At 35.6% G+C, this 13833-nt stretch carries 10 protein-coding genes; 2 read left to right on the forward strand and 8 right to left on the reverse strand.

Annotated elements, in window-relative coordinates:
• Positions 1-294 precede the first annotated feature (294 nt).
• Positions 295-411, forward strand: a complete 117-nt coding sequence (locus ACFIK0_RS00625; RefSeq protein ID WP_375645451.1) for a type II toxin-antitoxin system RelE/ParE family toxin — start codon at positions 295-297, stop codon at positions 409-411.
• Between the two features lie 547 nt (positions 412-958).
• On the opposite strand, the gene ACFIK0_RS00630 is transcribed toward ACFIK0_RS00625, so the two are convergent.
• The 3 genes from ACFIK0_RS00630 to ACFIK0_RS00640 form a co-directional block, all read right to left on the reverse strand.
• The gene (locus tag ACFIK0_RS00630; protein WP_375643015.1) at positions 959-2533 is read right to left on the reverse strand and encodes a peptide chain release factor 3; all 1575 of its coding nucleotides are present in this window, start codon (positions 2531-2533) and stop codon (positions 959-961) included.
• Positions 2533-4194, reverse strand: a complete 1662-nt coding sequence (locus tag ACFIK0_RS00635) for a lysine--tRNA ligase (protein ID WP_375643016.1) — start codon at positions 4192-4194, stop codon at positions 2533-2535. Before ACFIK0_RS00635 ends, ACFIK0_RS00630 begins: the two co-directional genes overlap by 1 nt.
• 373 nt (positions 4195-4567) lie before the next feature.
• Positions 4568-5803 (reverse strand): argininosuccinate synthase, encoded by a 1236-nt coding sequence (locus ACFIK0_RS00640; RefSeq protein WP_375630607.1) that lies wholly within the window; start codon positions 5801-5803, stop codon positions 4568-4570.
• 171 nt (positions 5804-5974) lie between these two features.
• On the opposite strand from ACFIK0_RS00640, the gene ACFIK0_RS00645 reads away from it, so the two are divergent.
• Positions 5975-6616, forward strand: coding sequence for a LysE family translocator (locus ACFIK0_RS00645; protein WP_375630609.1), 642 nt, complete (start codon positions 5975-5977; stop codon positions 6614-6616).
• A gap of 779 nt (positions 6617-7395) precedes the next feature.
• Here ACFIK0_RS00645 and rlmN read toward each other — a convergent pair.
• The 5 genes from rlmN to ACFIK0_RS00670 form a co-directional block, all read right to left on the reverse strand.
• On the reverse strand, positions 7396-8622 hold the full coding sequence (gene rlmN, locus ACFIK0_RS00650; protein ID WP_375654291.1) for a 23S rRNA (adenine(2503)-C(2))-methyltransferase RlmN: 1227 nt from the start codon (positions 8620-8622) through the stop codon (positions 7396-7398).
• A 42-nt stretch (positions 8623-8664) separates the two neighbouring features.
• On the reverse strand, positions 8665-9168 hold the full coding sequence (locus ACFIK0_RS00655; RefSeq protein ID WP_375663333.1) for an invasion associated locus B family protein: 504 nt from the start codon (positions 9166-9168) through the stop codon (positions 8665-8667).
• Positions 9169-11008: 1840 nt separating this feature from the next.
• A complete protein-coding gene (ptsN, locus tag ACFIK0_RS00660) occupies positions 11009-11473 on the reverse strand; it encodes a PTS IIA-like nitrogen regulatory protein PtsN (protein ID WP_273790191.1) in 465 nt (154 codons plus the stop codon).
• 889 nt (positions 11474-12362) lie between these two features.
• Positions 12363-13157 carry an LPS export ABC transporter ATP-binding protein gene (gene lptB / locus ACFIK0_RS00665; RefSeq protein WP_273790190.1) on the reverse strand — a complete coding sequence of 265 codons (795 nt, stop codon included), beginning with the start codon at positions 13155-13157 and terminating at the stop codon, positions 12363-12365.
• Between the two features lie 6 nt (positions 13158-13163).
• Positions 13164-13763 (reverse strand): LptA/OstA family protein, encoded by a 600-nt coding sequence (locus tag ACFIK0_RS00670; protein ID WP_375643020.1) that lies wholly within the window; start codon positions 13761-13763, stop codon positions 13164-13166.
• Positions 13764-13833 lie beyond the last annotated feature (70 nt).

The raw sequence follows: 13833 nt of genomic DNA on the forward strand, positions 1-13833 counted from the left end.
ATTTCAGCTTATTGATTATTTGTATTATTTTGACTGTATACAATATTTATACAAGGAAAAACTGAAAAGCTATGTTTATAAAGCAGATTTTTTAGTTTAGATTTAAAAAATATCGAAATAAATTATATGTCTTAAGTCATCGCGAAAAAATATATAAAATTTTTCTGATATTTTTCAACGTAGAATTGGCTACAGTTTATTCTCTAACTCAAATAGGTAATATAAAAATAAATATTAAAGTTTTAAAAGGTTCTAGAGGTACCAGTGCACTGTAACTCTTTTAATAATAAATAAATTTACCGTATTTTTTATACAGTTCAATCTAAAAATATCCTTTACATACTCCATCACTTTCAGAAAAAAATAGATATCATGATATTGCAAAACTTAAAAAATCAGTTTCATAAATAATATTTTAGAATCCCATAAAAAGCTTGGAAAAAAATAATAATATTTCCACATTTCACAGCGAAAACAGATTACTTTGAGGGAGAGAGTTTTGCGAAAGTTTATCGTGCAAGCCTCTATCTTGCTAGGATTACATCCCTTATGCAAAATAGAATGCCTAAAAATATCATTATGTTGCAATTTTATATGTTTGTTTTTAAAGGGACATTTTTCATTGTACTTGATCTTACCTCGTCATGTCATCCCGTAAATAATATAAATGAATAGTATAACGTAAACTTCCGTGAATGGGATGAGATACATCACACACCACCATCATTACATCATAACGCTATAACCACCATCATCGTTTTTACCCTCACCCAATATTTTGAAAGCTCTTGGCTATAGAGAAGATCTATAAGAGGTATTGTATTTCTTGCTTCAAGTGTTTTACGCACACACCAATCCTACTTATGATTTTTAAACAAATGATTTTGATTGTTCCCATATAAAAAACGATAAATTATCATTATAAATCAAATTATTGTAGAAAAGATTTTTCTTTATTTTAAGAGCGTACTTGATAATCTTTAAAAGCAGAAAATTTTATTTTAGGAGCTCTTTCTGCCTCATAATTCAATGAAAAATGGTTCTCCGCTAAAAAAACTGGATCACCTTCTAAATCATACGCAATAGCAGAGCGGTGATTGCTGAGAAACTTTTGCAACTCATCTTTGCTCTGCGCTGAAATCCAACGGCATAAATTAAAGCGCGCAGACTCAAAATTCACTGGCAAAGAATATTCTATTTTTAATCGTTCTTTTAAGACATCAATTTGCAAAGCACCAATAACACCAATGAGAGAAGGCGACCCATCATCAGGAATAAACAATTGTACAACCCCTTCTTCAGCCATTTGTTGCAAAGCTTCTTTGAGCTTTTTTGCTTTCATTGGATCGCCTAAACAAACACGACGCAAAATCTCTGGTGCAAAATTCGGTACTCCCTTAAAGAGGATATCTTCTCCTTCAGTCAAAGTATCGCCGATACGCAATGTTCCATGATTAGGGATCCCTACGATATCACCAGCATAGGCTTGATCAGCAATTTGGCGCGAACGCGCAAAGAAAAATTGTGGAGCCGAAAGTGTCATCGGTTTTCCTGTTCGAACCAACTTTGTTTTCATACCACGTTCAAGCGTTCCCGAACATACCCGAAAAAATGCAATACGATCACGATGATTAGGGTCCATATTCGCTTGAATTTTAAAAACAAATCCCGTCATTTTAGGTTCAGTTGCTATGACATTGCGCTGATCTGCACTTTGATCACGAGGACTTTGACCAAAATCTATAAGCGCATTGATCAAATCACGAACACCAAAATTTCGCAAAGCTGAACCAAAATAAACCGGTGTCATATGACCTTCACGGAAAGCTTGCAGATCAAAATTCTTGCAAACACTTTGAGCAAGTTCTACCCCTTCAATAAAAGTTGAACGTTGATATTCAGGGAGTAAATGGACAACCTCTCTGGGATTTGAAACTATCTGCTGTATTATCTCATCATCTTTTTGACGAAAACGATTATGATGAAGGTCATAGGTACCAACAAAATCTTTACCCGACCCAATTGGCCATGTTATAGGCGCGGTATCAAGAGCAAGCTTTTCTTCAATTTCATCTAAAAGCTCTATAGGATCACGTGCCTCACGATCCATTTTATTGATAAACGTAACAATAGGAATATCCCGCATCCGACACACTTCAAACAATTTTAATGTTCTAGGCTCAATCCCGCGGGCCCCATCCAATACCATGATAGCACTATCAACAGCTGTGAGAGTGCGATACGTATCATCCGCAAAGTCCTCATGTCCTGGGGTATCTAGGAGATTAAAAATATGATTTTCATATTCAAACGTCATCACCGAAGTCACAACGGAAATACCACGATCACGCTCAATATTCATCCAATCAGAACGGGTTTGAATACGATCTTTTTTGGCTTTTACTTCTCCTGCAAGTTGAATAGCACCACCAAACAATAAAAGCTTTTCTGTTAATGTTGTTTTCCCCGCATCTGGGTGAGCAATAATTGCAAATGTACGGCGTCGCTTTACTTCCTGCACTCTTCGTTCCATTATTCCTCCGTCGGCCGTGCAAGTGTTTCAGCAATCAGTGCACGCATTTCATTAATCCCATAAAGCGCTATAAATGATCCCCATCGTGGACCTCGCTCTTGTCCAAGAAGGACTTCATACAACATTTGAAAAAAAACATTAGAAACACCAGGCCCACCTTCAGGGCTTTTTTTGCTATGATCTTGATAACGTTCCGTTAATCGTGCAACATCAAGAAGCATATTTTGTAATATGTTGCCATCAACAGTTTCAGGTAAATGAGCTAATTTTTCATCAATTTGTGCTAATGTTTCTCGTTCGCTATCATCTGGTATACGAAATTTCTTGTTTGGTTTAACAAAAACATCAAAATATTTAATAGCAAACTTCACCAATTGATCAAGTTCTGGATAAGTTTGTGCATTTGCTCCTTTAGCGTAACGAGAAATAAAACCCCAAAGAACTTCTGCATTCTCCGCATTTGAAGCACTTACCAAATTTAGGAGCATCGCAAAGGATACAGGCAAATCAACCTGCGGCGGACAACCATTATGAATATGCCATACAGGATTATTCAGACGCTCTTTCCATTCTTGGCGACCATAGGCTGAAAGATGCGCATAGTATTCATCAACCGCTTTAGGAATGACATCAAAATAAAGCCTTTTTGCTGTTTTAGGCTTTGAAAACATATAAAGCCCTAAACTCTCTGTTGGAGCATAAGTAAGCCATTCATCAATGGTTAAGCCATTTCCCTTGGATTTGGAAATTTTCTGCCCTTTCTCATCTAAAAAGAGCTCATAGTTGAATCCTTCTGGGGGGTTTCCACCTAATACTTTACAAATTTTAGAAGAAAGATTTGTGGAATCGATAAGGTCTTTTCCGGCCATTTCATAATCAATGCTAAGTGCTGTCCAACGCATTGCCCAATCTACCTTCCACTGACACTTAACTTTGCCCCCCGTAACCTCTGTTTCTATGGTTTCTCCTGTTTCTGGCTCAATATAAGTGACTGTACCTTTTTCAACATTACGCGCAATCATCGGTACCTGTAATACTTTTCCAGAAAAGGGAGAAATCGGTAGAAAGAGTGAATAGGTCGCTTGCCGTTCTTCACCTAATGTTGGTAAAATAATTGCCATAACCTTGTCATAACAGGCAAGGATTTTCAAAAGTGTTTCATCAAAACGACCAGAATTGTAATAATCCGTAGCACTTGCAAATTCATAATCAAAACCAAAACGATCAAGGAAAGCCCGTAACCGCGCATTATTCGCTGCCCCAAAAGAAGGATAATCATCTCCAAAAGGGTCGGGTACACGACTCAACGGTTGACCAAGATAATGTTCCATCCTTTCGCGATCAGGCACATTCTCAGGAACCTTGCGCAAACCATCCATATCATCAGAAAAACAAAGTAATTTTGTTTTTACTTTATTCTCCGTGAGAATATGAAATGCATGACGCACCATGGTTGTACGTGCAACTTCCCCAAAAGTTCCAATATGCGGTAAACCAGAAGGGCCATAACCTGTTTCAAATATCACATTGTCTGGATAACCCGTTTTTTCATACCGTTTGATAATCTTACGTGCTTCTTCAAATGGCCAAGTTCTCGATTGAGAAGCTGCATCTTTTAATTCAGGCGTAAGGTTGAGGGTATCACACTGATCACGCATCATTATTTATCCTAAAAATTACACTCTTTTAAAATAGGGTGTATGGTTCTTGAATTTATTCGTCAATAATAGCAAGCAAAAAGATGAAAATTTCTTTATACTCTTAAGTCACAATACAAAAACCGCCCTCGTTATAAACATGTTTTGTTCTGATAAAAATCAAAAACATTCAATATTATAAAGCAAAATTGACTTGTTTTGATTATCGAAGCCTTCATTGCTATTATTATCATGGGTTTTGCTTATTATATTTATTAGCGCAGAAGATAAGCTTCTAGTATTGAACGAAAGAACGGTAAAAACCAACAGAAAAATGCTTAAACTAGGCATTTCATACAAAAGCACTAATCCATATTACACTTGTCACCGTAATTTTCTATTTCTTTTCTTTATCACCTTGATGACGCATTGCTAATGTACGCAAACGTAGAGCATTTAATTTAATAAAACCAGTTGCATCTCTTTGATCATAAACACCTTGATCATCCTCGAAAGTTACCAACTCACTAGAATAAAGTGATTTTTTACTTTGGCGCCCTTCAATAATTACATTCCCCTTATAAAGCTTTAACGTGACTTCACCTTCAACATGTTCTTGAGATAAATCAATAGCTGCCTGCAACATCTTACGTTCCGGCGAAAACCAAAATCCATAATAAATGAGTTCTGCATAACGTGGCATCAATTCATCTTTCAAATGAGCTGCACCACGATCTAGTGTTAAAGATTCTATCGCTCTGTGAGCCGTCAAAAGAATGGTCCCCCCTGGTGTTTCATAAATACCCCGCGATTTCATACCCACAAAGCGATTTTCTACCAAATCTAACCGACCAATACCATTATCGCGCCCATAATGATTTAATTCTGCAAGTAAAGTTGCAGGAGATAAATTTTTTCCATTGATTGAAACAGCATCGCCTTTTTTAAAGCCAAGAGTAATTCTGGTTGCTTGATCTGGAGCATCTTCCGGCGAAAGAGTACGCATATGGACATATTCAGGAGCAGGAAGTGCTGGATCTTCTAAAATCTTTCCTTCTGATGAAGAATGCAATAAATTTGCATCCACTGAAAAAGGCGCTTCACCTTGCTTATCCTTTTCTACAGGAATTTGATGAATACGAGCAAATTCAAAGAGATCTGTCCGACTCTTAAAATCCCAATCACGCCATGGAGCAATAATCTTTATATCAGGATTAAGCGCATAAGCGGAAAGCTCAAAGCGTACCTGATCATTGCCTTTTCCTGTTGCTCCATGAGCAATCGCATCAGCCCCTGTTTCCTTAGCAATTTCAATAAGGCGTTTTGAAATAAGTGGACGTGCAATTGATGTTCCTAAAAGATAAGTCCCCTCATAAATGGTATTGGCTCGAAACATCGGAAAAACAAAATCACGCACAAATTCTTCACGCAAATCTTCAATATAAATTTCTTTAACACCTAGCATTTCAGCTTTACGACGAGCAAGTTCCAGCTCTTCCCCCTGCCCCAAATCTGCTGTAAAAGTTACAACTTCAACGCCTAGCGTACTTTGCAACCATTTAAGAATAATTGACGTATCCAATCCACCTGAATAAGCCAAAACAACTTTTCTAATATTTTGCCACTTTTTCATTTTAACGTTCTATATGAGCTACTTTTTTTATTTCTACCCAAAAATCAAAACGATACAAGAAATATAAAAATAAATTCTTTTTAAGCAACATTAAAAAGACGTAAAAAGCGTAAATAAAAGTGCCTCAAAGTATAAATAGTGAACACTGCTTAAAAATAAAAGGAGATTTACGTGTCATTTCTACCGGAGTGGTCTATTGTTGTACAATTTGCTTTAGCATCGTTGATTTTAGCACTTATTCCAGGACCAGATATGATGCTTTCTGTAGGACGAACCATTACACAAAGCAAAAAAGCTGGAATTATGTGCGCCTTGGGTAGTGCAACAGGGTTTGCCATTCAGGTTACCGCTGTAGCACTTGGCTTATCAGCGCTTATTTTTGCTGCACCACATACTTTTGTTCTTCTGAAAATTGTTGGCGCCTTTTATCTTTTATGGTTTTCCTTTCAAGCGTTACGGAGAAACCCCACTTTTTCCTTTGAACAGACATCTTCTAAATCTCAAAGCGCTAAACGTAATTATCTTGCTGGTATTGGAATTAATCTTCTCAATCCTAAAGTTATACTCTTTAACGCGACATTCTTACCACAATTTATCAATGCGAATGATCCTATGGCAACACAAAAATTGCTCTTTTTAGGACTCTCTTATATTCCTATTTCTTTCCCCATTACAATTGCAATCGTTTTTACAGCGCATAAACTTACCAAAACTCTCAAAAAGAACCCTCTTTATATTCGCTTTCTCGACTGGCTTATTGCTGGTACTTTTACCAGCTTTGCCCTCCATCTCCTTATCGTTACAAAACATTGATTTATATGTGTAATGTATCGCTTTTAATTTAAATAAAAAAACAAATATTATAAGATTTTTTCATTTCAAACCCGTTTATGTTGAATAAAATAATACCTTTCCTTTGTACATCACAAGCGAAGCTGGAGTTTTCGTATGGATAAAAACTGTCTAAGAAAAGAATAAAAATACCTCTTATGAACCATCTTAAGTGCCAAAAGCTGTTTACAACATTGGGAGCTAAAAAATAGAATGGTGGTATCAACTTACACCTTTATTAAACATAAAGGTGTAGGAGTATAGTACATTTCACAGAGCCTTTTTGTTATACTCTTCACAGGCATTGTCGTGATATGAAGAGTGCACTCAGAGATACCTAAAAAACATATCAATGGACAACATAATGGTATTTATATTTTAGATCCTCTGTTGTGCTTGTGAAGCGTGATCTTATTAAAGAACGTAATAAACAAAAGCATGAGGCAGTGCACCATCTCCACTTTTTAAAAGATATTACCGTAGATGCTTTTAAAAGACATAAAACCGAATTAAAGAGTATGATAATAAGGTAAAAATTAGTTACAATCCTTAAGACCTCATATTCCCTCTAAATTAGGCTTCCTTCTTATTTCAGAGATTATGCAAACAGACTATAGACAATATCTTACCCCATTTAGCATATAAAAGCTGAGACTGTTCGTCTAGCACTTATCTATCTTAATCTCTGTCTCACACATGCTATTATATGATGATTTACTGAAAAAAAGCATAGGCCTCGATATCGCTGAAAATTGCGTTAACTAATGACCAATGGCATTTTCAAGTCGTAACCGTTCAGATTTACGTAAGCGCTCTGAAGCTGATTTAAGCTGTCCACATGCAGCTAAAATATCGCGTCCACGCGGTATCCGAATAGGAGAAGCATAGCCCGCTTGATTAACGACATCAGCAAAACGCTCGATTTGCTCCCAATCAGAACACTGATAATTACTCCCTGGCCACGGATTAAAAGGGATTAAATTAATCTTAGCAGGAATCCCTTTCAATAACTGAATCAATCGCTTAGCATCATCTAAACTATCATTGATATCTTTCAACATAACATATTCAAATGTGATTCGTTTTGCATTGGAAAGACCAGGATAATTACGGCAAGCCTCCATTAGTAAAGCAAGCGGATATTTTTTATTAATGGGAACAAGCATATCCCTTAGTGTATCGTGTACTGCGTGGAGTGAAATTGCTAACATAACACCAATTTCTTCTCCGGTTCGGATAATTCCAGGAACAACCCCACTAGTTGAAAGCGTAATTCGACGTTTTGATAAAGAAAGGCCATCGCCATCAGAGGCAATCAATAAAGCTTTTTTAACAGCTTCAAAATTATAAAGAGGTTCTCCCATTCCCATCATAACAATATTGGTAATTTTTCGTCCTTCAATGGGAACAATTGCTCCATCAGGGGTATTCTTATCAGGAAAATCACCCAAACAATCACGTGCAACCAATAGTTGTGCCAAAATCTCTTCTGCGGTCAGATTACGAACAAGCATCTGCGTTCCCGTATGGCAAAAAGAGCAGGTTAACGTACACCCTACTTGCGATGAAAGACATAAAGTACCGCGTCCTTCTTCAGGGATATAAACCGTTTCAATTTCAACAGGTCTTCCAGCTCCACGTGCAGGAAAACGTAAAAGCCATTTACGTGTACCGTCTTTTGATATTTGTTCTCCAACAATTTCTGGACGCATAATGGAAAAATGACACTTAAGTGTTTCTTGCATTGCTTTAGAAATATTCAGCATCTCATCAAAATTTGAAACACCACGCACATAAAGCCAATGCCAAAGCTGACGCATACGCATACGCGTCTGATGCTCTGGTACACCAACTGTCTTTAAAGCTTGTATCATTTCATCTTGCGACAAACCAATTAAAGAGAGCTTAGAACTCTCCTTCACGACCACATTATCTGTTTTTCGTGCAAAACATGAACCAACTGGTCTAAGGTCATAGGAAATGGCCATTGCTTTCCAATTCACATCACTATTTTAGAAGTTATCGAAACCTTAATGGCACTTTTGAGCTGTGTTTAATGCAGCAGTGACCCCTTTTAAGGAATAAGTGTAGGTGGTATGCGTTCCTCTTTTTGATATCGCTTGCACTGTCATATTGTTTCCAGCACGTATAGCAGAAACAAGCTGCTTTTCTAGCTCTGATGACGCCAACCAAGCTGAGGAATCCTTCGTGAAAAAATTAAAGTCCTTATTTCCAATGGTCACTGTCACTCTCGATCCTTCTTGAAGCGTATAACCAGCCATAAACTGCGGTTCGAACGAAACAGGTGAATGAGAACGCTTGGTAATTAAGAAAAAATTATCACCATGATTAACCGTCGTTGGAAGAGCCTTCAAAGGTACCGATAACACATAGCAAATCGTATTTTGGGGCGATTTATAAGAATAGACCCCCCATGCTTCAAATTGATTTAAACGATTTGGCGTTTGTGCACATGCTGCCCCAGCTGTAACCAGAACCATTACAGATGCAGCAATAACAGTCTTTTCAAACATCTTTATTTAGCTCACTTCTTTAGTCTCTAACAAGATTCTCTTCATTGGAAAAATTCAAAAAAAACTCGATACTCATGTATCACTGTCCTAATTCTTCCAATAAGCAAAATATTTTCACACCAATTAAAATAGATCTCTACGTTTCATTGTGACCTTTTAGGTGTTACCAAAATATAAACTTCTTATTCAATAACCACATTAAAAAATAACATTTTCATTTTATGCTACTCATTTCGTTTTTGTATAAAAAACGATTTCTTTAAGCAATAGAACTTCAAAACGAGATGAAAATACACTACCACTCTGTTAAGAAATAAACTATACTCTTTAATATCACAAGAAATCTGCTGCAAAATTTTGCAAACACACCCTGACCTCCCCAAAAATTTCACAGCCTTGCGAATATCACTTCTCGACTTCACACATTCAATACATTTATGTTCGTAAATACCTCACCTTTTATCCATTATAGTGCATTCATACTTCGTATTCAACATCGTTCCCATATCGCCTTTTCATAATCTTCAAAATATCTTAAAAAAATAATAGACTATTATCACTACATTGGTCATGAAACATAAAGTACTAGATTTTGTCTCAACAACTACATGTAACTTTGTTTCTTTTGCTCCTATTAACTCTTCCTATATATTTCATCTCCAATTTTAAGTTCTAAAGTGATTCTAGTAGCTTATAATAGCTTAAACATATTATTTTAAATGTATTAGACAATTCCTTTCTTCCTGTTACCAAAAACGTTTTAAGAATTTTTTGACAAGTTCTCTTATCTTATTTCTCAGTAATTTATAACAAGAAATATAAAACTTTTTTCTATAGAAGTTCTAACATTACCGTTTTTTAAACAACATTTTAATCAATTAAAGACACTTGAATAAATCTTCTTATGCATAAAAACTCTTTCACCCAACCTAAAGGTATAGTTTTCATTCTTACCGTACAAAATTATTTTTTAGTATGAGCTTTATACAACAGCTGACATCTAAATCATACTTAATCACACTTTGCCAGCTTCCAATATTGCTACAGCCCTTGGCATTTGAGACGGTTCATAAGAAGCATTTTTACTCCTTGTCTTATACAGTCTTATCCACACGGCTTTCCTTAATTGTAATCGTGTAAGTGAATGGTTTTGATTGATTCAACATAAATAGGTTCGGCATGAGGGAATCTTATGATATTCGGATCTCTCATTCAACATGTAAAACAGTAAATTATCTTTATAAATCAATATATTGACACACACAGGATACAATATCCCCTATTTTCTACTTGAATCTTAATAATATTATCCCTAAGTACCAAAATTTAATTTACTAAAAAATTCAATGCACGAATAAACTTTTCTATTGATTTCTTTCCCACCCTCAGAGGGTGAAGATTTTTAACCCAATTTGGTGTATAAGAAGTTTGGATTCTTGTTGAGTCGAGTTCCCCTTGCCTTTCCACTCATGTGATTCACTTAACTAAAGGCTCTACAGACAAATCCTGCTTAAAAATATTTACCACGCACTCTAAAAGCACTTAATATATCAAGAAGATTTCCAGAATTTATCTCACCACACCTCAAATGATAGTGTTTTTATAGTATAATAGGATAAAAGAATCCATGAACATAATAATTAGGTGCTTTAATATACGAGAACAAGAAAGGACAACTCCTTCGTTTTTGTTGCTTGCTCTTTAAAAAGAAGGTTCACTTAGAAATGATTTTTTTTAAATCTCATGACATAACCTTTTGTTATTAGTCTTAAGATGCAAATTATATTATTTCCTACGCTCTGTGGTGCATACCTCGCAATTTATACGCTCATAATACCTTTTAAGCTGCATTTGATTCTGAAGTTTGAATCAATAAAGCATAAAGCGCATTGGCATTATGCGTATTGCGCAACTTTTGCACAACATCAGCATGGCGCAAAACACGTGCAATCTGAGATAAAGCTTTTAAGTGATCTGCACCAGCATTTTCAGGTGCCAAAAGGAGAAAAACGAGATCTATAGGTTCGTCATCGAGAGCTTCAAAATCAACAGGACTTTCAAGACGTGCAAATATACCAACAATCCGATCAATATCAGGTAATTTCCCATGAGGAATCGCAATACCACCACCCAAACCCGTTGAACCAAGCTTCTCGCGTTGCAAAACAACATCAAAAATTACATGCTCACTAAGACCTGTCAGCTTAGAAGCCTTTTCGGCTAAAATTTGTAGAACTTGTTTTTTCGAATTAGCCTTAAGAGCCGGAATGATCGCTTCCGGTGCTATTAACTCACTCAAATTCATACTTTAATTTTCCTCTTACACGCTCAAATGCTCATCAATAAACCTATAAACGGTATAGATACTTAATGTTCTTTCACTTTTCGCAACATCGCATGTGTTTTTATTTTTCAATTTATAACGGATGATAACTCAATACATGTCATATCACTTTTAACACAACAATAAATAGTATTTAGCTCCTCATTAACGGCATGAGAAAACAAAGAAATGAAGTTGTTCATAAAGTTAATTTCCTTACGACTCTAGAAAAGGTCATTATTCATAAATTTATTAAACTTGTCATAAGAATTGATGTATAATTCGCTATCAGAGTTTTTCTTTCCTTAAAAATGATCCCTTAAATTAAGATGAAAAGCATACTGAGCAAAATGGACCTTTACTTTGAAAATTACTGTATAGCTTGAATACCGCCTTATAACAAGAATATAAAGGTTTTTAGAGATTTAATGGTTATTTTAAAAGATTTATAGATTTAGCCTGATATCTGTAGTCAAGCTCCTATTTTTTAATAGGGCCATATAAACCAATAAAATACGACAACTCCTATTGAATAACCGGCGCTCCTATTAAAATACCTAAACCAGCATCATCGATATATTACAGAGAAAAATATGATAAACATCTCTTACCTTTCAATAACACACGCATTTATTGAGAGTTTCATTTATCACTCATTATCACGTTAATCTAGTGATATCTTTTCTATGATACAATCATGAGTAAGCTAAACTTATAAAAAAAAACTAACTCTTTAATGATGAAGCTTTTTTCACCACTCAATAAAAACATTCTAAGGTTATAGTCATAAAAGAAGTTTTGGCATAAATAAGGAGATTTTCAGTAATAATGTTTGGTTAAACTTAAATGGAAACTCGTGAAAGCTGTAAAATCAAAGAGAAAACTGATTTCCTAAATAAATTCTGCGTACATCAACGTTGTTGATAATATCGTTAGGACAACCGTGAACTAACACGCGCCCTGTATGAATAATATAAGCGCGGTCGACAAGCCCTAATGTCTCACGCACATTATGATCCGTTATTAAAACACCAATGCCACGCTTCGTTAAATGACGAATAAGTTGTTGAATATCGAAAATAGCGATAGGATCAATTCCTGCAAATGGTTCATCAAGTAACATAAAATGGGGACGAGAAGCTAAAGCGCGCGCAATTTCAAGTCGCCGACGTTCACCTCCAGATAACGAAAGTGCAGACATTTTACGTAAATGATCAATTTTAAATTCATGTAAAAGGCTATCTAACTCTTCACGCTGTTTAAGGCGATCTTTTTCAACGACCTCTAAAACAGCTTTAATGTTATTTTCTACTGAAAGACCACGAAAAATAGACGCTTCCTGTGGAAGATATCCAATACCTAAACGCGCACGTCGATACATCGGAAGATGCGTAATATCAAATCCATCAATTTTAATGGATCCTCCATCAGATTTTATAAGCCCCGTAACCATATAAAAACAAGTTGTTTTACCTGCCCCATTGGGCCCTAAAATGCCAACGGCTTCTCCCGTACGAATGCCAAAAGAAACACCATTAACAGTTCGCCTTCCTCGATAAACTTTAATCAAATTACTGGCAATCAAGGTCCCTTTTAAGGGGTTTTTTGAAGCTTCACTTTCAAGATTATACCTATCGGTCTGTTTTTTTATTTTGATTCCAAACATGAAATCTTAATGACCATTCTTTTGATTTTGTTTTAAAATAATAGAAACACGACCTTTTTTCTTAGGTGTCTCACAACCTTCTAAAAAAGCCTTTCCGCTTTCCATATTTGCCGTTAGTTTGCACCCGGTTGCCACATTGTCACCATCAGTTAACACAACATGATTCCCTGTCAAACTCATCATTTTTGACTTTCCATCAAAAACGCCTTTATCACCCGTAGCAACTTGCGTAGCAATTTTTATATAAACTTTTCCTAAAGCTTCCATTTTTTGTATACTCGACGAACCAAATAAAGAAACAGATGATGCCTTTGTATTTTCCTGATTTTTATCAATTTCTTTATATGCTTTATCGTAGTAAACAACTAATTCTGCCGTTCTTAAAAGACGTTCACCTTGCACCACTGAAACATCACCCTTAAAAAGCGCTATCCCTTCTTTATCACGTATTTCCAAAGAATCTGCATGAAGTTCTACCGGTTCTTTATCGCTTGATAGACTTATTCCAAAATGGGCCACTTCAGCATATCCTAAAACTGCTCCTCCTCCTAACATTCCCATGCTAAAAGCCAACATCACACCTATCCATCTTTTATACGATTTCATTATTTCAATTCTTTTGTTTGTATATACACATACTTCTCTTTATAAATATCCTTTAAAGATTTGTATTGAT

It is taken from the genome of Bartonella sp. CL63NXGY, assembly GCF_042194905.1.
Classification (GTDB): Bacteria; Pseudomonadota; Alphaproteobacteria; order Rhizobiales; family Rhizobiaceae; genus Bartonella.

Coding starts and splice junctions, on each gene's coding strand:
- ptsN (WP_273790191.1), bottom strand. CDS start 11,473: ATGAATTTGAGTGAGTTAATAGCACCGGAAGCGATCATTCCGGCTCTT.
- ACFIK0_RS00640 (WP_375630607.1), bottom strand. CDS start 5,803: ATGAAAAAGTGGCAAAATATTAGAAAAGTTGTTTTGGCTTATTCAGGT.
- ACFIK0_RS00655 (WP_375663333.1), bottom strand. CDS start 9,168: ATGTTTGAAAAGACTGTTATTGCTGCATCTGTAATGGTTCTGGTTACA.
- ACFIK0_RS00635 (WP_375643016.1), bottom strand. CDS start 4,194: ATGATGCGTGATCAGTGTGATACCCTCAACCTTACGCCTGAATTAAAA.
- lptB (WP_273790190.1), bottom strand. CDS start 13,157: ATGTTTGGAATCAAAATAAAAAAACAGACCGATAGGTATAATCTTGAA.
- ACFIK0_RS00630 (WP_375643015.1), bottom strand. CDS start 2,533: ATGGAACGAAGAGTGCAGGAAGTAAAGCGACGCCGTACATTTGCAATT.
- ACFIK0_RS00670 (WP_375643020.1), bottom strand. CDS start 13,763: ATGAAATCGTATAAAAGATGGATAGGTGTGATGTTGGCTTTTAGCATG.
- rlmN (WP_375654291.1), bottom strand. CDS start 8,622: ATGGCCATTTCCTATGACCTTAGACCAGTTGGTTCATGTTTTGCACGA.